15 protein-coding genes are annotated in these 21,827 nt (G+C 39.6%); 4 read left to right on the top strand and 11 right to left on the bottom strand.

Going from position 1 to position 21,827, the window contains the following annotated elements; genetic code table 11:
- Positions 1 to 907 precede the first annotated feature (907 nt).
- Complete coding sequence (locus ACWIX0_RS06480) at positions 908 to 1,882, bottom strand: hypothetical protein (RefSeq protein WP_454172946.1); 975 nt, start codon at positions 1,880 to 1,882, stop codon at positions 908 to 910.
- 100 nt (positions 1,883 to 1,982) lie between these two features.
- Positions 1,983 to 5,318: an FAD-binding and (Fe-S)-binding domain-containing protein gene (locus ACWIX0_RS06475; protein WP_454172944.1), complete on the bottom strand. Its 3,336-nt coding sequence runs from the start codon at positions 5,316 to 5,318 to the stop codon at positions 1,983 to 1,985.
- 236 nt (positions 5,319 to 5,554) lie between these two features.
- Here ACWIX0_RS06475 and ACWIX0_RS06470 point away from each other — a divergent pair, with 236 nt between their 5' ends.
- The 3 genes from ACWIX0_RS06470 to ACWIX0_RS06460 are packed head-to-tail and all read left to right on the top strand — an operon-like array spanning position 5,555 to position 9,567.
- Complete coding sequence (locus tag ACWIX0_RS06470; RefSeq protein WP_454172942.1) at positions 5,555 to 6,808, top strand: glycosyltransferase family 9 protein; 1,254 nt, start codon at positions 5,555 to 5,557, stop codon at positions 6,806 to 6,808.
- Positions 6,809 to 6,855: 47 nt separating this feature from the next.
- The gene (locus ACWIX0_RS06465) at positions 6,856 to 8,721 is read left to right on the top strand and encodes a menaquinone biosynthesis decarboxylase (protein ID WP_454172940.1); all 1,866 of its coding nucleotides are present in this window, start codon (positions 6,856 to 6,858) and stop codon (positions 8,719 to 8,721) included.
- Positions 8,722 to 8,754: 33 nt separating this feature from the next.
- Entirely contained in the window at positions 8,755 to 9,567 is an 813-nt protein-coding gene (locus ACWIX0_RS06460; protein ID WP_454172939.1) for an IMPACT family protein, read from the top strand.
- Positions 9,568 to 9,627: 60 nt separating this feature from the next.
- On the opposite strand, the gene ACWIX0_RS06455 is transcribed toward ACWIX0_RS06460, so the two are convergent.
- Both ACWIX0_RS06455 and ACWIX0_RS06450 read right to left on the bottom strand, forming a co-directional pair.
- The gene (locus ACWIX0_RS06455; protein WP_454172937.1) at positions 9,628 to 10,917 is read right to left on the bottom strand and encodes a cytochrome-c peroxidase; all 1,290 of its coding nucleotides are present in this window, start codon (positions 10,915 to 10,917) and stop codon (positions 9,628 to 9,630) included.
- Positions 10,896 to 11,066, bottom strand: a complete 171-nt coding sequence (locus ACWIX0_RS06450; protein ID WP_454172935.1) for a hypothetical protein — start codon at positions 11,064 to 11,066, stop codon at positions 10,896 to 10,898. Before ACWIX0_RS06450 ends, ACWIX0_RS06455 begins: the two co-directional genes overlap by 22 nt.
- A gap of 513 nt (positions 11,067 to 11,579) precedes the next feature.
- Here ACWIX0_RS06450 and ACWIX0_RS06445 point away from each other — a divergent pair.
- Complete coding sequence (locus ACWIX0_RS06445; protein ID WP_454172933.1) at positions 11,580 to 12,368, top strand: hypothetical protein; 789 nt, start codon at positions 11,580 to 11,582, stop codon at positions 12,366 to 12,368.
- Positions 12,369 to 12,626: 258 nt separating this feature from the next.
- Here ACWIX0_RS06445 and ACWIX0_RS06440 read toward each other — a convergent pair whose 3' ends face one another.
- The 7 genes from ACWIX0_RS06440 to rpsL form a co-directional block, all read right to left on the bottom strand.
- Entirely contained in the window at positions 12,627 to 14,195 is a 1,569-nt protein-coding gene (locus tag ACWIX0_RS06440) for a DUF2779 domain-containing protein (protein WP_454172931.1), read from the bottom strand.
- Positions 14,196 to 14,400: 205 nt separating this feature from the next.
- Positions 14,401 to 16,134 carry a DUF262 domain-containing protein gene (locus ACWIX0_RS06435; protein WP_454172929.1) on the bottom strand — a complete coding sequence of 578 codons (1,734 nt, stop codon included), beginning with the start codon at positions 16,132 to 16,134 and terminating at the stop codon, positions 14,401 to 14,403.
- A 152-nt stretch (positions 16,135 to 16,286) separates the two neighbouring features.
- Positions 16,287 to 16,970, bottom strand: a complete 684-nt coding sequence (locus ACWIX0_RS06430) for an ABC transporter ATP-binding protein (protein WP_454172927.1) — start codon at positions 16,968 to 16,970, stop codon at positions 16,287 to 16,289.
- Between the two features lie 296 nt (positions 16,971 to 17,266).
- Entirely contained in the window at positions 17,267 to 18,577 is a 1,311-nt protein-coding gene (locus tag ACWIX0_RS06425) for a cell envelope integrity protein TolA (RefSeq protein WP_454172926.1), read from the bottom strand.
- Between the two features lie 165 nt (positions 18,578 to 18,742).
- On the bottom strand, positions 18,743 to 20,824 hold the full coding sequence (fusA, locus tag ACWIX0_RS06420) for an elongation factor G (protein WP_454172924.1): 2,082 nt from the start codon (positions 20,822 to 20,824) through the stop codon (positions 18,743 to 18,745).
- A 39-nt stretch (positions 20,825 to 20,863) separates the two neighbouring features.
- Positions 20,864 to 21,331 carry a 30S ribosomal protein S7 gene (gene rpsG / locus ACWIX0_RS06415; RefSeq protein WP_023928651.1) on the bottom strand — a complete coding sequence of 156 codons (468 nt, stop codon included), beginning with the start codon at positions 21,329 to 21,331 and terminating at the stop codon, positions 20,864 to 20,866.
- Between the two features lie 34 nt (positions 21,332 to 21,365).
- Positions 21,366 to 21,755, bottom strand: a complete 390-nt coding sequence (rpsL, locus tag ACWIX0_RS06410) for a 30S ribosomal protein S12 (RefSeq protein ID WP_454172921.1) — start codon at positions 21,753 to 21,755, stop codon at positions 21,366 to 21,368.
- Between the last annotated feature and the right edge of the window lie 72 nt (positions 21,756 to 21,827).

The following is a 21,827-nucleotide window of genomic DNA, read 5'->3' as shown; positions in this document are numbered from 1 at the left end:
GTATAATTTTTATCACTGAATACACCGCTTTTGAAACCTAACGCAAGGTATTTACCAACCAACAATTTTGCTTCAAAAATCTCATCTAACGCGTTGTTTTTAAACTTTTTATCTAACTTATCGTGTTTATCATCTAACGCTTTGGCTTTATTCTTTAATGCGTTTTATTTATTATTTTTTTCATCACGATACGCATTTACACCAAACACACATAACGCCACTAATCCTGCTTGTAAGATTCTTTTTAAGCATTTTAATCCTTGAGTTTTGCAATCCTTTTAAAAGTAAAGTAAAATAATATTTCATCTTGTTTTGTTTTTTCTCTCTTTGTTTTTGAGCGTTTTTACTATTTAGCTTAAAATCTTAAAAAACCCCTCTTAAAATTGCTTTTATACTTTTACGAACAAAAAAAGCCTTGTTTATCCTAAAATCTAAACCCTTTTTTTGTTAATCCCAATCCTAAAATAAAGCATTGTTTCGTATTTGTCTTCTTAAATTTTTTTGTCATACTGAAATTTTGTAAAAAAACGAAGTATCCAAAAAACAACTCAAAATATCCTTTTTGTTTAAGCTTATTTTGAAATTTAAAAAAAGATAAATTACAAATCAAAATGAGCGTAAGCGATTTTTTGTTTGCAATGGCAAAAATTCACCCCCTTAATCCCTTTCGTGCTAATGGAGGGGGAATTTTGTCATTGCGAGAATTTGCATTGCCGTCATTGTGAGCGAATTTGAAACAAAAAAATCTGCGTGGCAATTTATTTACAGCAATACTTTGCTACGCTAGGCATTACAAAAAATTGCCATTATTGCGTGAGTTTGTAATATTGTTAAAAAAAACAAAATCATTGCAAAATCGTGGCTATCTCATATTATTTTTGCAACAAACATAGCGTAGATTTAATAGCTATTTGCGCATAGATTTTGGTTTGTTTTCTAGCCTCTCTAAAATCAGGCAAGTAAGCCTATCGTGCAGTTCCTCACAGCCTTTTTTAGCATAATACTCCGCCCCTCCCACTAGCTTAAAATTTAGCACGCTAGCTACCACTCCGCAGTAGATTCCCTGCCCGTTTTCGCATAGATTTTCACTTATGGCGTGGGCGATGATGATATATTTTTTGCGTTTTTTGGAGCTGATTTTGCCACTTAGCGCACCTATGCAGCCTAATGGCTCTCCTAACTGACAAGATTTTTCAAACGCATTTAGCTTAGATTTGCCTATCAAATATTTATCCGCAAGCCTAGCGCAATATAGCCCGCTTTTAGCGTTTGGTGGCTTTGCATCGCATTCTTTTTGTAGCATTTTTTGAGCTTTTTGGAAATCGTTTGAATTTTGACTTGAGATTGTGCTACTTGAGCAAGCGATTGCAGAGCCTTTTTGACAATGGGCTTTTAGGGCTTTTGATTTAGATTCTTGGGTGGTTTGAGTGTGGTTTGCTAGAGCGAAAATCTCTTTTTCTTTTTGCAAATCTTGGAGTTGTTTGGTGGTGTATTTTGGCAAAGATTCCAAAAAATCATCTAGCCCTTTTAGCTCTTTTTTTGAGTATGGAAGTTTAGCGTTTGGTTTTGGCTGTGGTGCTTTGTCTTGTTGTTTTTCGCTTTTATTTTGTTTTGTGTCTTTATTAGATTTTGTGTTTTGCTCGTTTTTAGATTGCTTAGATTCGGCATTGACAGGGCTTTTTTGCCGTGTTTGTGCGTTTTGTTTTTTGGTGGCTAGATTTTTTGTCGCACTTGATTTTGGGGTTGATTTAGAGGTTGATTTTGCATTGGCTTGTGCTAGCGTCATAAATGCTTCACTACAATGCGCCTGCACAAAAAATGCCCCAACCAATACACAAAAAAACGCTCGCAAAAAATGCAAAAAGCCACAGAAAATAGCCATTTTTTATCCTTAAAATTATTGTATAAATGGCAATTATATCCCAAAATAGTTTTGTAAGATATTTACTTAAATCGTGCTTTGTTTTTGCGTTATAAATCATTTATTTTGCGCAAATATCCACAAGGTAAATGATATGTCGCCACTCAAAACCACTTTTTTTAGCGAGTCCGATTTCACAAGTGCTAGAGCTACTAAAGCCGATATTTACCCCGCTAAATATAGAATCTTTTTGGCAATTTTGTGGCGAGGTGCTAGCACACCCACTCCACAAATCATCACAATCCCTACTAAAATCTTGCGCAAAATCTTTTAGATAATTTGCGCCAAAATATTTTAGCGCACTCTCATTTAGACTAGGCGTAATAAACCCCTTGTTGCCCGCAAAACCACAGCATTTTACCTGCAAATCCTGTGCTATTTCTGCCCCGCACGCATTTGCAAGAGAGAAAATACTCTCTTCCCATTTATAAGATTTTACGCTTAAGTTTCTACTCCCACAGGGCGCATAGATTGCGACTTTTTCGTTATCTTTTTTGGTATTTGTTTCGCATTGATTTTGTATGCAAGCACTATAAGGGACAATCTCTAAATGTGGCAATAAATATTCATTCACAAACGCGGGCAAATCATAAAATCTAAGCGGATTTATCGCTTCAAAATCTCTCTTTGCTAATTTTTCTTGCTCTTCAAAATCTTTGATTTGCTTTAGTATCTCTAGCGAGCAAGCCGAGTGGTCGCACACGATTGGGATTTTGCCATTTTGGCTTGCTTCTTTTAGCGCAAAATACGCCTTTTTTGCTAGCTCTTTTCCCTCATTTTTGTGGTTTTTATACGCCTTGCCACAGCAAAGATTTTGTATATTTTTGGGATAATACAAATCAAATTTTGCCTTTTTACACAGGCTTTCAAAAACCTCTTGCAATGGTCTATCTAGCGACTTTGCAAAATCAAAAACCCTCCCCAAATCTTTTGGCGTTTTTGGTGCAAATATGCGATTTAAACAGGAAGTAAAATACACCACTTCACCATTTGGATTTTGGTTTTGTATATCGCTAAAAAGTCGTTTTTCATTTGATTTTGGCATATTTTGTGGAAGCAGGGGCGTGCCAATCAAAGTATGCAAAGAGCGTGTCAAAAAGTGCATATTTTTCCTGCCAAATATATCTTGCAATGCGTTGCTAAAGCTCGTTAGATTTTGCGCTAGGCTTGTCATAAGGGCGATATTTTTGCTTAGATTTTTTGTGATAAAACCTAAAAATCCACCCTCTTTTTTTGCTCGTTTTACGCTTAGTTTTAGTGCGATTTTTGCCGTGTCGATTTCTAGCGGGCATAGTGTCGCACACATCGAGCAAGTCGCACAAGTCTGCTCGCCTAAATATTTATAGGCATTTTTTAGCTCTTTATATTCGCGCTTTTGATTAGCGTTTTTTTTGCGCATAAATTTTAGTCGTTTGATTTCTCTATATAGCGCGATTCTTTGGCGTGGAGTTAGGCTTAAATGTTTGCTAGGGCAGATTTTTTCGCAAAATCCACATTCCATACACGCATCTAAATAATCCTCTATCACATTCTCACTTGCAGGTTTTAGGTTTTTTAGGTGGATGCGTTTGTCGTTTGTGATGATGACATCGGGGTTTATTAGATTGCGATTATCAAAGATTTGCTTTATTTTTTGGTTGATTTTGTAGGCTTTTTCTCCCCATTCTAGCTCTACAAATGGCGCAACCATTCGCCCCGTGCCGTGTTCAGCTTTTATGCTGCCATTTAGATTTGCCACCATTTTTGCCAAATCCTCCATAAAAGAGCCAAATCTTTTGATTTCAGCGTTGTTTTTTAGTAGCGGTGTGATGATAAAATGCACATTTCCACTCAAAGCGTGTCCAAATATGATTCCCTCGTATTTGTATTGCGCAAAAAGATTTTGTATGTTTTGTATCCCTGTCGCAAAATGCTCTATCTCAAAGCAAATATCCTCTGTGATGACTGTCGCCCCGCTCGGTCGAGAGGACGCAGAGAGAGGGAGGAGGGCTTTTCGTATTTTCCACCACGATTCTTGCTCCTTTGCTTCAAAGCTAAATCGCACTCCAAAAAGGCTTTTTATCGGGCTTAGCGCGTTTTTTATCGTGGCGATATTGCTTTGCAATTTTTCTAGCAAATCCTCTTCTAGTTGCACCAAAATCGCGCAATTTCCATCTTTTACCTTTGCTACCTCGCTAGGCATTCCCTCCAAACTAGCCGCACTCATTAAGCAAGCATAGTCCATTATTTCAGCCGCACTTACGATATTGTCATTTGCTGCTAAAATCTTTACAGCCTCGCTTGCAATAGCTAGATTTTCATAAAAAAGCAACGCACAAGCCTTGTGTGCGTAGTCTTGCACGCATTCGTATTCTACGCGTGAGATAAAGCCTAGCGTGCCTTCTGCGCCGATAAAGATATGGTTTAGTATGTCTTTTATGTCGCTAAAATCTATCAATGCGTTTAGGGCGTAGCCTGTGGTGTTTTTGATAGCAAATTTGCGCTTTATCATCGCACAAAGTTTTTTGTCAGACAAAATCTCATCTCGTAAATCAAGCAATGATTTTGCAATGTGAGGATAGCTAGCAATAAAATGGGCTAGATTTTCCCCCTCTTTTGCATCATCGCTTGTATCTAGGATAATCGATTTTGGGCTATGTATCGCGTTTTTTGTGTCGCTATTTTGATTTTGGCTTGGGCTTAAATCCCCCAAAATCACGCGGATAGATTTTATGGTTTGGTAGCTGTTTTGTTTTACCCCGCAACACATTCCGCTAGAGTTGTTGGAGAAAATCCCGCCGATTAGGGCGTTATTTATCGTGGCTGGGTCTGGTCCTATTTTGCGTTTATAAGGCTTTAAGACGGCATTTGCATCTGCACCGATAACGCCACATTCACAAATGATTGAAGTTGGGATTTTTTGCATAGCATTTGAGCTAAAATCCTTAGAATCTGCATTATATTTTGTGTTGGTTTTTGTGTTAAATTTTTTTTCATCAAATTTTAGAGCGATATTTTTCCAAAACTCATTTGCCACCACTAGCACGGTATCACTACACGCCTGCCCGCTTAGAGAAGTCCCGCTAGCGCGAAAAGTAAGGGGGATATTATATTTTTGACTTAGGGCAAATAATCTCTTTATCTCGCGCTCATTTTTTGCCCATACTACAAGTTTTGGGATATAGCGATAGCAAGAAGCATCGATTCCATAAGCAAATCTACGCGCATAATCGCTAAAGATTCGCTCCCCCAAAAATTCCTTTGCTTCGCGCTTAAAATCCAAATATGTAGAATCTAGTTTGATAGAATCTGTGTTGCTAGATTTTTTTTGCCTTTTGCGTAGCACAAAATCTAACAGCGAATTGGTATTTTGCGCTTTTGGCGATAGTGGATTTTGTAGCTGTGCTAGATTGCTCATTTTTCGCTCCGTTATTAAAATCTAAAACAAACATTACACGCTATTTTCTCTCAAAAATGCTTAAATAATGATAAGGCATAATATTTATAAAACATTTTTTGACAAAATGCAGTTTTGCAAAAGTATTAGTTAGGCTATAATTTAGAGCAATAAAAATCGGGGTTTGGATTTGGCAAATGGATTTGACAAATAAAAGCAAAAAACAGCAAAAATAGAAATAATCAAAAAGGCGGAGTATGAGCAAAATTGCGATTGTGCGGTTAAGTGCGCTAGGAGATGTGGTGGTATCTGCGAGTGTTTTAGGTGGGCTTGGCGTGTTGCTTGGCGGATTATTAGTAGCGGACAAAAAAGAAAAATTGCAAATTGATTGGTTTGTAGATGAGCGATTTGGCGGGATTTTACGCGATTCTCCTTGCATTAGCACGCTTCATACTTTGCCTTTTAAAAAATGGCTAAAATCCCCATTTGGAATCTATAAAATCTGGCGATATACTCGCTCTTGTGGGCAATATGATGTAGTCATTGATATGCAGGGCTTGCTAAAATCCGCCATCGTAGGGAAATTTTTGCAAAGCAAAAAGTTTGTAGGATTTAGCGCGAAAGGCTGTAGAGAGGGGCTAGCTAGCGTGTTTTATACGCATAAAGTTGATATTCCATATCATACAAATATTTTGGTTAGAAATTTTTTGGTGGCGTTTAGCTCTTTTGGCGTAGATGTGCGCAATATTTTGCGCAGAATCGGCAGGGAAGATTTGTATGAAAAGGGAATGGAAGAAATACCAAATGCTAGTAACATAGAAAAGCTAGAAAGCACGGTTATGAATCTAAGGGGGTTTAAAAGAGTGCTTGATTTGCGTGGGGCAGGCTTTGGGATAGATATTTCAAAAGTAGTGGATTTTAGCGATAGATTTTTATCCTATCAAAAATCTATGGCGACAAAAGAAAATGCAAATAAAAACGCGCAAGACGCGCAATCAAAAACACAAAATATCCCAAAAGAGATATTAGAATCTAAAAAATTTTTATTTGTCATAGAGGCTTCGATAAAAGAAAAAACCTATCCCATTGACAAATACTGCACGCTAGCCCAGCTCCTACAAAAGCATTATGAAAATATCGCGGTTTATGTGGTGTGGAATGATGATGAAAAAAAAGCAGATTCTCTAACCACTCTCCTAGAATCCAAAAACATTAAAGCTATCAAATTGCCACGACTTGATTTTAATAGCATAAAATTTGTGCTAAAAAATATGGACATAGTCATCGGTGGCGATACGGGGATAACGCATTTGGCGTGGGCGATTTGGCAGCCTTGCGCGATTGTGCTACTAGGAAATAGGCTAGATTCTAGTGGCAAAAATATGCGAGAGAGCAGGCTAAAGCGCGTGCTTTTGGGAAATCCTTTTGTGCTAAGTGAGGGTGAAGAGTTTGAAATCGCTTCTATCTCGCCTGCTAAAATCTTTGAATGCGTGAAAGAAAATCTAGAATAACAAATGCGCTTATTTCACAGACGCACAACATCTAAAAAAGGAAAATAATGCAACAAACCATTGAATTATTTAAAAAACATAACGAAATCACAATCATTGACACACCGCTTGATATTTATTTAGAGATTCCGCATTTATCGTATTTGGAAGTCAAAAAAGATGGCGGTGGCAAAGCATTGCTTTTTACAAATCCTATCGATTCTACAAAATCTAACAAGACATTTTCTATGCCTGTTTTAACCAATATTTTTGGCTCATTTAAGCGCGTAGAGCTAATCGCCTCTGCTAAACCAGAATCTATCGCTAATATCATCAAAGAATTGCTAAATCTATCCCCACCAAAAGGCATAAAAGGCATTTTTAGCGCGATAAAGCGATTTTCTAGGCTGTATTACACCCTACCAAAGCTAGTCAAAAAAGCACCTGCGCAAGAAGTGAGATTTTTAGGCAAAAATGTGGATTTAGGCATATTGCCAATTCTCACCACTTGGGAGGGCGATGCTGCTCCATTTATCACTATGGGACAGGTTTATACGCAGGATTTAGCGGGCAAGAAAAAAAATGTAGGAATGTATCGCTTGCAAGTGCATAGCAAGAATGAATTAGGCTTGCATTGGCAAATCCACAAAGATTCTACGCATTTTTTTAATCAATACCAAAAAGCAGGCGTAAAAATGCCCGTATCTATCGCGCTAGGTGGAGACGCGCTATACACTTGGTGTGGGCAAGCGCCACTGCCAAATGGAATCTATGAGCTAATGCTTTATGGGCTTATCAAACGCGCTCGCCCAAAAGTAGTCAAATGCCTTACAAATCCGCTTAGTGTGCCTGCAAATGCAGATATAATCATCGAGGGCTGGGTAGATACTACGCGTATGAAAAATGAGGGACCTTTTGGAGATCATACGGGATTTTATACGCCTATTGAGCCTTATCCCGTGCTAGAAATAAGCGCAATCACAATGAAATCTAAACCCATATATCCAGCCACTGTGGTAGGCAAACCACCGCTAGAGGATAAATATATGGGCTATTTGACGGAGAGAGTGTTTTTGCCACTTTTGCAAACAAGTGCTAGCGGGCTAGTTGATTATAATATGCCTGAAAATGGCGTATTTCATAACCTAATCTTAGCAAAAATCGCCCCACAATACTACGGACACGCACGCCAGATAATGCACGCGTTTTGGGGTGTGGGGCAGATGAGCTTTGTCAAACACGCTATTTTTGTAGGCGAAGATGCCCCGCCACTTGAAGATTATAAAGCTATTTTTGATTTTGTGCTAAATCATTTTACGATAGATTCTCTAGTCTTTAGCGAGGGAATATGCGATGCGCTAGACCACGCAAGCCCTCACTATGCCTATGGAGGCAAGCTAGGGATAGACATAAGCGATAATCAATGCGAAAAAAGTGCAAAATCTAATATAGAGATTTTAAGCGATGAAAATCTATGCCAAAAAATAAAAGCCATAATGCCTAGTGCAAAACTTGTGCGACAATATGGCACAAATACGCGCAATCCCATCGCAGTAGTGGGGCTAGAATCTAGCATAGATTTTAGCGGAGATAAGCCTTTAATTGAGGCTATCAAAAATCTAGCCACCCTAAAGCAACATCTAAAAATCGTAGTCTTTGTAGATGAAGCCAAAAATGACTTAGATAATGGCTATATGCTTTTGTGGCGCGTAGTCAATAATATCGATGCGAGGCGAGATATTTGCGTGCATAATGAAATAGTGTATGTAAATGCATGTGATAAAACCTACTCAAAATCTCACCCAAGAGAGTGGCCAAAAGAAACAGATTGCACGCGCTCCGTGATAGAATCTCTACGACAAAAAGGCTTTGAAATCGATGAAAATATGTTGCATAAATATCATATTTGCAAATCTAGCCAAACAAAGCGATAAAGATTTCACGCCCCCAACTAGCAAAACCAAACAATGCAAACGATAAGAACAGATTTTGCGGATATTATCCGCAGTGATTGCGTGGATTTTATGGCAAATGCTTTAAGCGAATATGAAATCAAAGGCTCAAAATTTCTAGGTTTTGGAGTGAAAATCTACGCAAATGCAAATACTAGTGCGACAAAATCTAGCCAAAACGCCCCACAAAACCACACGCAAAATCTAACGCAAAATGCTACGCAAAATCACGCACAAAATCTAATGCCAAATCTCGCACAAATCCCACTGCAAACTCCACTGCCAAGCCCCCTACCAAATAAACAAAATCCACAAAATCCCCTGCAAAACGCGCTAAATAGCCTAAGAAAATCCCACCCAAAAGCCGTGCATTTCGTCTATGCGTATCGTGCTATAAGCCAACTAGGGCAAATCATAGAGCGTAGCAGTGATGATGGAGAGCCAAAAGGTAGCTCTGGAATGCCTTGTCTAAGCGTCCTGCGCGGGTGGGAGATGGTAGATTTTGGGATTATTATCGTGCGATATTTTGGTGGCATAAAGCTAGGTGTAGGAGGGCTTGTAAAGGCGTATAATAAAGCCACTCTAGAAGCCCTAAACACGCTAAAATCTAACAACGCCATAGCTAACTACGCACCCGAAATATCGCTAACTTTACGCATAAAATATAGCGAGCTAAACGCGCTAAAATACACGATAAAAACCCATAATCTCATCATAGAAAAAGAGGATTTTCTAAGCGAATGCGTAGAGCTAACCTTGCGTGGCAATAAAGAAAATGTATCAAAATTTAGCGAGTGGGCACAGAAAAATAAGCATTTATTTTTATGATTTTGTGTAAGCGACTTTGTTGCAATATAAAAAAAGCAACAATCTTACTTAAAGCCGTTTTTATAGCACCCTCAAAAATGCCTCTAATGCGTTGATTTCCTCTTCGCTTAAATTGAGCGGGCGCAAAATCTCATCGCTCTTTGGAAAAGGCGGATTATAAGCCTTGCCCTCTTGTGGCTCTGGCTTTGCCATACCGAAATTATACCCAAACAGCACGCCTCGCAAATGCGGGAAAAGCCCGTTGTGCATATAGGGCGCACTTTTTGCCACGCCACGCAAACTCGGCGTTTTAAACGCCCCCACATCGCTAGGATTTTTGGTTACCTCATATCGCCCCAAATCCTCGTATTTCTCACGCCCATAGAAATGCAAGCCAAGATTATGAAACTTCCCATCGCTAAAAGCTACGCTATTATGGCAGTTGATACACCGCGCTTTGGTGCGAAAGAGGTGCAGTCCCCACACTTCCTCATCGCTTAGCCCCTTGCCATTGCCGTTCAAGAATCTATCAAAGCGATTTTGCGCGGGCATTAGGCTTCGCTGATAAGTAGCGAGGGCTTTGGCTAGGAGTTCTTTTGTGATTTTGTCCGTGCCAAAGGCGATTTTAAAGAGCTCTTTATATTCTTTGATTTTGCGGAGCTTTTTAGCGGCTTTATCGGCGTTATACGCCATTTCTAGCGGGTCGGCTATGGGAAAAAGGCTTTGAGATTCTAAATCCTGCGCCCTCCCGTCCCAAAATTTCTCTTTGCCAAACGCACTCATCGCTACGCTTGGCGAGTTTCTACGCCCTAGCTGTCTATTATGCCCATAGCTTACACTTCTCCCATCGGCAAACCCGAGCTCTTTATCGTGGCAATTTGCGCACGCGATTTGATTTGACGCTGATAGTCTTGGCTCGTTAAAGAGTTTTTCACCCAAATCGCGCTTTTCTTTAGAGTAGAGATTATGCGCGGGGTAAGGTGGCGTTTTTGGCAAGGGCGCAATCTCCAAATGCGCGCGCACTTGCGCTTCTACTTCGCCGCGCTTTTTAGAATCAAGTTCGTTTAGATTTTGACTAGATTGTAGCAGTCCTAACTGCCGTGCAAAATCCTCCACCACAGCCTCATCGATATGCGCTTTCGTCCATTTGGTAGAGTCCGCATTGCTATACATTTTGCGGAGATTCTCGATATGTGGTTTGGGTGATTTGGTGGCTTGAGTTTTGCCCTGTGCTTGTGCGACTACACCAAGCAAAGCAAACGCTACAAACGCTACATAGCAGATTTTAGACATTTTTTCTCCTTTGGTTTTTGTCATTGTGAGTGCGATTTCTTTGCTATATTGAATCGTCATTGCGAGCAGATTTTGCATAAATCCGCGTAGTAATCTATTGTTTTGTCATTGCAAGATTCTGCGCGTAGCAATCCAAAAAAGCCTCCTCCCTTAGCACGAGGGATAGGGGGTGTGTTTGTTATGCTAAAAACATTTGTCATATTTAAAGCAATGTCCAAAGTATCCAAAATCTTAATCCTTGTCATATTGAGCGCGTAAGTGCGAAATATCTCTAAAATCTAGATTGCCACGAATTTGCTAACGCAAATTCTTGCAATGACGCCCACCCTCACCCAACGAGTTGCAAGGACTTAGCCAAAACAAAAACCCACTCCGCAAGATATGTGGCTCATTTGGATTACCACGCTATGCAAGCATAGCTCGCAATGACAATCGCTTCTGTCATTTGCTTGCAAATGATAAAAAATCTATGCAAAATTTACAAAAGAAATCAACATTTGTTACAAAAATCTACAATTCTCACACAAATTCTACATTTTTTCTAAGTGTTTGTTACTTTTTCATTTATCGTTATTTTCATAGATTTTGGGAGGTTTGCGTTGGATATTTCATTTGCATACTTGATTTATAGCTAGTTATGTGGTTTTTATCTATATTGCCGTTTTTTTTTTTTTTTGGTATTGTTGTATGTGTTGGCTAAAGATTTTAGTCAAATGCGCATAAAACACAAAGGGGACAAAATGAAAAAAGCAACTACAAACACCACGCAAATCACACACAAAATCAAACGCAAAATCCCTCACAAAACTACCGCGATAAATAGCGCGTTTTTTAACGCTATTTTTACTATCCTTGCATTTATCGCATTTGCTACAAGTAGCACAAACGCCCTAGATAATGCAAAATCTAGCCAACTAAAAAAAGACATAAACACCATACAAAACACACTAAAATCCAACATAGACACGATAAGCACTCGCCTACATATCACCCTAGAAGCAGAGAACAAAGGCTTTGCAAAAGCGACATATAGCGCGATGGAATACGAGCATTTTTATCATAAATTTAAAGAAAAAAATGCAAATATGCACGAAATATCAAAATCTAGAAATAAGATTATGCTTCATTTTATAAATACCGCTAAAGAAGTGGCAAATGCGTATAGTGTGGCAGATGAGTTTGTGGCATTTGAAGAGGGGGTATCCATTATCACAGAGGCTTTTTTAGCAAAAATCGCACAGAGCAAAGCCAAGCTAGATAAACACGAATTTGGCAACAATCTACCGACAAAATCTAGCACAAAAGATTCTGTCAAATCCTTGCCCACACCAAAGACGCAAGAAAACACCTTGCCAAGCCCAAAATCTAACACCGCTACTGATGCCCAAAAACAATCCCTCTACCAAGAAAAAATAGGCTATATTTTAGCAGAATTTGAAAATGAATATATGGGGCTTGTCTCTGATGCGTATAGCGAGTTTAGCTCCAAAATCAAAGCGCATTTTGACAAAAATAAAACGACTAAATAACGCAATCTAACAAGAGATTTTGTTATTTTTTTCTTTGATTTTTGTGGATTTTAGATTTTACTTTTTTTGTAGATTTTGCGCTTTTTTATGCTTTTTTGTGCCATTTTATATTTTGCAAAATAGCATTTTGCAAAATGGCATAAAAAAGTGTGCGCAATAAAAATTGCGCTCACAATAAATGCACCTAAAAAATGCACAAAATAAAATCATAAAATCTGCTTTGCCACGCAACTTTATCTTTGTGGTTATGCCGCCACTTCAATCCCGCGCCACCTCTCTTAGCTTTTGTAGCACCTTTAGCATTGCGAGGGTATCGAGTTTGCAATACTCTAGCAAGGCTTTGCGGTAGGATTGTCGCGTGGATTTATCCATAAGTTTTAGTCGCGGGAATGCACTCATCGCCTCATCTCCATTGTGGATAAGCTCTAAATTCTGATACGCCCGCTCCATCTCTGGCACGAGGGCGGGCAAGACAGCCTTTATGGAGTAGCTTCCATTCATCGCGTGGTGGTAGTAGGATTTGTCCTTAAAGGGAATCATCAAATCGTGCGTATTTGCGATAAAATTTTCTAACGCCTCCGCATATTTGGGGAACGATTCTGCGAGGTTTTTCATCACGCCCTTTTCAAAGCTCGCATTATACGCCAAAATGCACGCACCCTGCGGAATGTCTTTTATCAATGATTGTATAAATGCTTCTCGTGGGTCGCTATGCGTATCGGCTAAAAACTCCCTATGCACCACCTCTTGTGCCTCGCCCAAATCCTCAATATGCAACGAATACTGAAAGGGAATCTGCATATACGCCCTCTGCTTATCAAAGCTAGGCACAGCTTCAGCGAAAGTCTCAAAATCGAGGTGATACACGGGATATGCTAAAGTGTCTAAAAACGCCTTTATCGCGTCTTTGTCGATATGCACCTCTTTTTTTAGCGCGCTTTGGACTTGGAGTTTTTGGCTCTCGCTCAAAATCCCAAAATCCTTTATCTCGCTAAAGCTTCGTATCCCGCTATGATAGAGCGCAAAAGGGTCAAAACTCTTGCGCCCCGCGATGTGAAAGATAGAATCTTGCTTTGGCACGGTATGCCAGCAATACCCACGAAAATCGCAATTATAAGGCGTGCTGCATTGCGCTCCTATGGGGATTTGTGGGGAGATTTCTTTGTTGCTTAGGGCGTTTTCAAACTCGGCGAGATTTTGCGCGACTTCGCCCTGCTTTGCTCTCACAGATTCTAGACAATCCGCCTTTGTAAAAAGTTTGTCTAGCTCCAACTCGCCATTGCGCTCATAGCTGTTATTTATGTGGATTAGATTTGCACCGATGACTTGGTGCGCGTTTTGCGTGCCTTGCGCATCTGTTTGGGCTTGTGCGTGTTTATCATAAATGTAGCTTGAGGCTTGTGTTTGCGTGCCTTGCGTTATCACAAAGTATTGTATCGCCAAATCATCGATATACACGCTTTTTAGGCTTGTCGCGCTTTTGACTTCGTTGATGATTAGCCCTTGTGGCGTGATTTGGAGTATATCCACCATTACGATTACGCCTTTATATTCAAATGTCGCCTCCGCGATTGCGCTCGCACCGCTTGCTATGAGGGCTTGCGTGCGCGCTATTTTTTCAGCGAAATCCCCCTCATCAAACTCAATTTTTTCCGTGCAATCAAACAATTTTAGGGCGAGCTCGCCCACCCTATCGCCACTCTCAAATCGCGCGAGTTGCGACTCGCTAGGGGTGTCTTGTATCTCGCGGGCGTATTTGTAGAGCCATAGCGATTTTTTGCACTGCAGTCCGCGCAGGTATTGGGATTTGGATAGATTTACGCTCATTTGTTGTCCTTTTTGTTGTGATTTTACCTTTGTTTTTTACGCCTTGTTTGTGGCGTGGCATTTTAGGCATTGTCAAAATTATAATAACAAAAGCGGACAAAAAAATGTCTTATTTTGTTTTGTGTCAATTTTTTGACACAATGAAAAACGGACATTTTGGTGTCTTGGTTTTTGAATTTTGCTAAAAAGGTGTAATGGTGAGCGTTTAGGATTCTTTAAAACTCCAAGTCTCTAGGACAAATTTTTCTAATGCTTCGTGGCGTGTGTCAATAGGGTCTTTGTCCCAAATACCTTTATTTACAACAAAAGATTTTATTTCTCTATGTTGCGCTAATGGCGAAATCTCATAGCTTTTTAACTTTGTTTCAAATGGTTTGTTGCCAATCGAAATATTGTGAGCACCTGCGATAAGCAAAAGATTGCCAATGCAATTTATGTATGACTTGTTAAATTCCTCATCGTAATCACAATATCCACTTGCTTTTCCCTCACCACTTTCCTCAATAGTTTCGGTTTGTGGAGCTATATGCTCTATATGTGGATTTTCTATATCTTTAAGTGTAAATTTATATCCCCTAGTTTTTGCATCTTTTCTTATAGTATTCTCATATCGCATAAGCAAATAAGGAATAATTCCTTTATTTTCTTTATAGATATTTTTAAGTTTGTCTCTAATTTTGTCATTGTCCCAATACCACGCATCTACATAAATTTTTTCTAATCCATTACAGAGAGATTTGACACTATCAAAACTTTCTAAAACACCATTAAGTCTTGTAGCCAAATCTGCTTTAGTTTGGATAAGTCTATCTCTAAAAGCAATAATTTCCAATGCTTCAAAAGTCTGTTCTAATTTATCTTCTTTGTATTGTATATTTCTAAATAGGCGATAGGCTTTTAATATAAAAGGATAAACTTCCCAAACCTCCAAATATTGCAAGTATTCTCCAAAGGTGCTATCCAAGTTTTCAAATTCTTTAAATTCTACAAAAGCATTTTTTAATTCTTTTACATAATCATCAATCCATTTTATTTTTGCTTCTGTTTTGTTTATTTCTTTTAGTTCTCTTTTGTAATTTAGTTCGTTGTTATTCTCTCTATAACGAAAACCAAACTTGGATTTTGACATATTAAAATAGTTAAGTATAGAATCCTCGCTTGCTTTTATATCCTTGAGCAATCTATAAATTTCCTCAAAAATTTTTGTCATTTCGATAAGTTTGCTTTCAGCTTCATCGCCACAATAAGTATAAATTTGATAAGCCAAGTAAGATTTTAGCTTTTCCATATTTGTTAAATCTTTGCCACGATTATTTTGTAGCTCAAACATAAGCACAGAATCTTTTTTCTCTTTAAACTCTATGCGAATCAATTCCGCTTTTTCCATAGCTTCAAAAATAGCTAGAAGTTTTTTTGTAGAAAAATCATTTACAACTTTCAATCTTTTTTCAAAAAATTCTTTTGCCTTTTTTATTCGTTCTTGCGATGGCGTTTGTGGTTCGTGCTTTGTATTATCTCCCTTGATAATGAAATCTCTAAAATAATCTCTATCATATTCTACGGCTTCGAGCTTTGGTTTATTTCTATTGATAAGATAATCCTCTTGTATGTATTGTATGAAATCTTTATTAGTCATATCATTTCTTAATGTTTCGGTTTTGGCTCTAGTTTCTAACGCATTTACTAATGCCCTAACAAAAATTATTATAGTAGTAATGCGTTGCTGTCCATCTATAATATCACTTATTTCATTGTTTGGTTTTTCAAGCAAAACATTGCCAAAAAAGTAGTGATTTTCTCCCTTTGTAGCTTCTTTTAAATCCTCCAAAAATTCATTCCATTGCTTCTCGCCCCAAGAATAAGCCCTTTGATACACAGGGATAGCATATTGCTTTGAACCTTCAAAGAAAGATTTTATTTTTGTTGGTGTTGGTGTCATTTAAAACTCCTTGTTAGTATAATAGGTTTGACATTATGCCAAAACCACACAAACCAACCCGATTTTAAAATGCACAAAGCACGCCACAAAATCGCCCTGCATAGTTCGCGTTTATTGCCATTTTTTGCGTATGGATTCGCATTTGCTAAACCTTAACCGCGCGTAGCACTAAAATCCACAATCCTATCTAGCTCCGCTCCAAAATCACTGCTAAACGGCTCATCTCCGCGCGCTTCCTCCACTATCTCGCCATTTTGCATTATGTAGATTCGCTCACACCACCTCCGCGCTAGCTCCACGCTATGCGTGATAAGCAAAATCCCCAAACCCATTTTACTTTGCAATTCTTGCAAAATCCCCAAAATCTCGCGCTCAAGCGCAAAATCTAGCCCAGAAGTTACCTCATCTAAAAGCACATATTTTGGTCGCACGAGCAACGCCCTAGCAAGGCAAAATCTGCTCGCCTGCCCGCCAGAGAGCATAGCGGGGTAATAATCTAGCAGGCGAGATTCTAGACGCAATCGCGCCAAAATAGGCAAAATCCTCTCTTCTTGCTCGCGCGCTTCATACACGCCGAGCAAGTTTTGCAATGGCTCGCTTAAGCTCTCCCGCAGTGTTAGTCGCGGATTTAGCGAGCTTATAGGGTCTTGAAATAAAATTTGGACTTGCTTATAAAACTTCTTTTGTGCGCTAGGATTTGCTAAGGCTTTAGATTCTACGCGCTCGCCATTGAGGTAGATTCCCGCATTTAGCGCAAGTTTTTGCCCTGCTTGCAAATCCTCATAGCAAGCCATTTTCACATTATTTTTGTCATATTTTGGCTTTGAAAAAACCAAAATATCTCTTTGTGTTGTATGGTGAGATGCTTCGCTTCGCTTAAGACGACAAACCGTGTCGTCATTGCGAGAGTTTGCTACTTTGTCATTGCCACGCTTTAGTTTTTACAAAATCTAAAATGCGTGGCGATTCGCATATAGACAAACATATATGTTAATTTAATCTGTGGTGTTTGTATTTTGCGTGCAATGTCGCGGAGTTGTTAGTTTTAGCATTTTTTTGTGGCGTAAGATTTTTGACAAAATCTATGTTGATAAAATTTTTGTTTGGCAAAGTTGCAAACGCTAGATTTTGCTTAGAATCGATAGACGAGGCTTAGATATTGCTCAAAATTTGGCATTACAGATGAAGAAAATTTTAAACCCTGATTATTTAGGGCAGATAAAATAGAAAAATTCAAGTTAATTTTTGAACCAATCTCTAAGGAAAAATGCTTTTTTATGTCAAACATCACCCCAAGTTTTGTGCCAATACCGATAAAAAATAGATGAAGCAAATCTGTATGTTGCCCTGCCATATTATATATTGGTCGCAAATATCCTTGTTGTTGCGTAACAGGAGGATAAGAAGGTTGTCCTTGTGGAATCGTGCAAGAACCATAGTAACTACCATACCATATATTGGTAGGCTCACATACAAAAGATTTGTTATATTTATCATAAGTATCGCTTAATATCATATATGAAAAACTATTGCTAAAACCTAGCACAACCCTAGCGTTGCTATTGCCAAGCGGAGGTATCCAATCTATCCCCACACTATGGATAATATTATTCGCATTTGAATCTAATACCTGAGATTCAGGCATATAATTACCATAGTAATAATCGTATGATGATGTATCACCACCGCCAATGCTAGAATATCCATACCCTAGCCCAAAATACACTCGCCAACGATTTACTCCACTGCCAAATAGATAGCCTGCTTCAAGTGTCGCACCATAGTCTGCACCAAATCTAAAGAGATAGTTTGAAGTCGTTGTGCTAGCTCCGCTATATAGAAGCAAGACATCGACTTTTGGCGAGAATGCGATAAACCAACCATTTCTATCATTTGGGTTTGTGTATTGATAGGCAGATGGATTTTGGTATTTGCGTCTTGTGCGATTTGGGGTTGTGGATTCTAAGAGAGTGGTTTGTGTTTCTTGGTAAGTGGCAAAATCTATGTTAGGCTTATGTTTTCTTGCTTCTTTTTGTGCTTTTTTTGTTTGGGCTTGGATTGCTTTTTGATTTTTGGTTTCTTGTGCTTGTATCTCTTTTTGCATTTTTCTTTCTGCTTTTAGAGCCTCTTTTTGTGCGCGCATCTCTTTGGCTTTGGCTTGCTCTAATTCCCTTGCTTCTTGTGCTTCGCGCTTTTTTTGCGCTTTCATTTCTTTGATTTGCGCTTCTTTTTGGATTTTGGCTTGCAGTGCTTCTCTTTGTCTCTCTAGCTTTTGCAATCGCTCATCTAGCTCATCAGCCACCGCTAAAGAAGTCGCTATATAAGCACAGATTAGAATAATAAAAAATCTAAAAAAAGCTTTTAAGTAGGTATTATTTTTCCCCCCCCCCGCACAACATTTGCGAGAATCGTTTAGCATTTGTGATAAGGCGTTAGCAAACATAAATATCCTTTTTTAAGATTTTGTATTTGTGAGGTAGATTTCAAGCGAAGCTAGATTTTGAAACTTATTTTAAAACTTTTTGTAAAAAAGCCAAAAAGCAGATTTTGCAAAAATATAGATTTTGCCCCCTCCATTTTATTTTGACACAAAGTAGCGTTATATATTCTAGCCTTTGCGTTTCTCGATGATTTCTTTTGCGGTGTTGTTTGGCACTTCGCCATAGTGGTCAAACTCCATACTATAAGTCCCACGCCCCTGCGTAGCGGAGCGCAAATCCGTAGAGTAGCCAAACATTTCAGCCAACGGCACAAACGCATTTACGATTTTTAAGCCCATTCTATCGTCCATTGAGTTTATCTGCCCTCGCCTACGATTCAAATCTCCAATCACATCGCCCATATACTCCTCTGGCACTTCGACTTCGACTTTCATCAATGGCTCTAATAATACGGCATTTGCCTTGCGACACGCGTCTTTAAACGCCATAGAACCCGCGATTTTAAACGCCATTTCGCTAGAATCCACTTCGTGATAGCTTCCATCATATAGCGTTACTTTGCAATCTACCACAGGATAGCCCGCTAGCACGCCACTTTGCATTGCTTCTTGTATCCCTTTATCCACGGCTGGGATATATTCTTTTGGGATTACACCACCGCTGATTTCATTTACAAACTCATAGCCACTGCCCGCTTCCTTTGGCTCTAGCTTGATATGGACATGTCCATATTGCCCGCGTCCGCCCGATTGTTTAGCGTATTTGCACTCTTGGGTAACCTCTGTGCGTATCGTTTCTCTATACGCAACTTGTGGCTGCCCTACTTCAGCTTCTACTCTAAATTCTCTTTTTAGCCTATCTACGATGATTTCTAAGTGTAGCTCGCCCATACCGCCGATGAGGGTTTGTCCTGTCTCCTCTTGCGTGCTTACGCGAAAACTTGGGTCTTCTTCAGCGAGCTTGCCTAGCGCGACTGCCATTTTTTCTTGGTCTGCTTTTGTTTTTGGCTCTACGGCGATATGTATCACAGGCTCTGGAAACTCCATTCGCTCCAAAATCACAGGACGCTTTTCATCACATAGCGTATCGCCTGTAAGCGTATCTTTTAGCCCTACAAATGCGCAGATTTCGCCCGCATAGACTTCTTTTATGTCCTCTCGCTTATTTGAGTGCATTTTTAGCAATCGCCCTACGCGCTCTTTTTTGCCCTTCGTAGAATTTAGCACATAGCTACCTGATTCTAGTTTGCCTCGATACACGCGCACGAAAGTGAGCTGCCCTACAAATGGGTCAGTCATAATCTTAAACGCAAGCCCTGCAAACTCGCCGTCATCGCTAGATTCTACGAAAATCTCGGCGTCATTGTTTTGTGGGTCTATGCCTTTTATGTTGGTTACCTCTGTGGGGGCAGGAAGAAAATCCACCACCGCATCAAGCAAGGTTTGCACGCCTTTATTTTTAAAGCTAGATCCACAAAGCATAGGGATAAGACTCATAGAGTGGCAACCTAGCTTGATTCCTAGCTTTATCTCATCGATACTTAGCTCCTCGCCGCCTAGATATTTTTCCATAAGCGTTTCATCTTGCTCAGCTGCGGCTTCGATTAGCTTTTCTCGGTATGAGTTAGCCTTTTCTTGCAAATCCGCTGGAATCTCCTCAATGTCATATTTCGCTCCCATTGTCTCATCATTCCACACGATTGCTTTCATCGCTATCAAATCAACTACGCCTTTGAAATTTTCCTCCGCACCGATTGGGATATTGATAGGCACAGGATTTGCCTTTAGTCGCTCTTTGATTTGGGATTCTACGCTATAAAAATTCGCACCGATTCTATCCATTTTATTTACAAATACAAGTCTTGGCACGCCATATTTGTTTGCTTGTCGCCACACGGTCTCGCTTTGTGGCTGCACACCACCTACGGAGCAAAACACCGCCACTGCGCCATCTAGCACGCGCATAGAACGCTCTACTTCAATGGTAAAATCCACATGCCCGGGAGTGTCGATAAGATTTACTTGATAATCTTTCCAAAAACAAGTAGTCGCCGCAGAAGTAATCGTAATCCCGCGCTCCTTTTCTTGCTCCATCCAATCCATTGTCGCAGCACCGTCATGCACCTCGCCGATTTTATGGCTCACACCTGTATAAAATAAGATTCTCTCGCTTGTAGTGGTTTTTCCAGCGTCAATATGGGCAGCGATGCCGATATTGCGGATTTTGTTTAGTGGGGTTTTTCTCGCCATTTTGTTGTCCTTTTTGTGGCTTAGTCTAAGTAGGTTTGCTTACCAGCGATAGTGCGCAAATGCTTTATTTGCTTCTGCCATTTTATGCACATCTTCTTTTTTCTTAAACGCCGCACCTTTATCACTTGCAGCATCCATTAGCTCATTTGCTAGTCTATCTACCATTGTGCGTTCGTTTCGCTTGCGAGTGGCTTCTAAAATCCAGCGAATGCAAAGCGACTGCTGTCGCACAGGGCGCACTTCTACGGGGACTTGATAAGTCGCACCACCTACGCGTCTGCTACGAACTTCTACAAGTGGCTTCACGCGCTCTAGGGCTTTTTCAAAAATTTCGATTCCTTTTTCGCCACTTTTTTCCTCGATTTTGGCAAATGCTGCGTAGATAATCTTTTCTGCTACGCTTTTTTTGCCATCATACATCATTTTATTGACAAATTTCGTTACGACTTTGTTGTCATAAATAGGGTCGCCTAGAATCTCTCTGCTAGGGGCTTTTCTTCGTCTCATTTAGATTCTCCTTATGTAGTTATGCGTTTGTGGGCTATTTTTTTTCAGCACCAGCTTTTGCTTTTTTTGCGCCATATTTAGAGCGAGATACGGTTCGTTTTGCTACGCCTGCAGTATCGAGCGCGCCACGCACGATATGGTATTTCACACCCGGTAAATCTTTTACCCGTCCACCTCGCACAAGCACGATAGAGTGCTCTTGGAGATTGTGTCCTTCACCCGGAATGTAGCTAATGACTTCAAACTTACTTGTCAAACGAACTTTTGCTACTTTACGCAAGGCAGAGTTTGGTTTTTTAGGCGTAGTGGTATAGACGCGAGTGCATACTCCTCTTCTTTGCGGGCATTCTACCAATGCTGGCGACTTTGTCTTTTTGGTTACTTTTTTTCGCTCTTTGCGAATGAGTTGGTTAATGGTTGGCAATGTTTGTCCTTTCTTTTAGTTTATTTTTAGATTTTGGATTGACAAAGATTAAACGGAGGATTTTACAACATT

This window comes from Helicobacter sp. T3_23-1059, from assembly GCF_053654515.1.
This window is presented reverse-complemented; position numbering and strand designations above follow the sequence as displayed.

Bases quoted from the DNA above. Each gene is read 5' to 3' on its own strand.
- ACWIX0_RS06480 (WP_454172946.1), bottom strand. From the start codon at position 1,882: ATGGCTATTTTCTGTGGCTTTTTGCATTTTTTGCGAGCGTTTTTTTGT.
- ACWIX0_RS06475 (WP_454172944.1), bottom strand. From the start codon at position 5,318: ATGAGCAATCTAGCACAGCTACAAAATCCACTATCGCCAAAAGCGCAA.
- ACWIX0_RS06470 (WP_454172942.1), top strand. From the start codon at position 5,555: ATGAGCAAAATTGCGATTGTGCGGTTAAGTGCGCTAGGAGATGTGGTG.
- ACWIX0_RS06465 (WP_454172940.1), top strand. From the start codon at position 6,856: ATGCAACAAACCATTGAATTATTTAAAAAACATAACGAAATCACAATC.
- ACWIX0_RS06460 (WP_454172939.1), top strand. From the start codon at position 8,755: ATGCAAACGATAAGAACAGATTTTGCGGATATTATCCGCAGTGATTGC.
- ACWIX0_RS06455 (WP_454172937.1), bottom strand. From the start codon at position 10,917: ATGCAAAATCTGCTCGCAATGACGATTCAATATAGCAAAGAAATCGCA.
- ACWIX0_RS06445 (WP_454172933.1), top strand. From the start codon at position 11,580: ATGAAAAAAGCAACTACAAACACCACGCAAATCACACACAAAATCAAA.
- ACWIX0_RS06440 (WP_454172931.1), bottom strand. From the start codon at position 14,195: ATGAGCGTAAATCTATCCAAATCCCAATACCTGCGCGGACTGCAGTGC.
- ACWIX0_RS06435 (WP_454172929.1), bottom strand. From the start codon at position 16,134: ATGACACCAACACCAACAAAAATAAAATCTTTCTTTGAAGGTTCAAAG.
- ACWIX0_RS06425 (WP_454172926.1), bottom strand. From the start codon at position 18,577: ATGTTTGCTAACGCCTTATCACAAATGCTAAACGATTCTCGCAAATGT.
- fusA (WP_454172924.1), bottom strand. From the start codon at position 20,824: ATGGCGAGAAAAACCCCACTAAACAAAATCCGCAATATCGGCATCGCT.
- rpsG (WP_023928651.1), bottom strand. From the start codon at position 21,331: ATGAGACGAAGAAAAGCCCCTAGCAGAGAGATTCTAGGCGACCCTATT.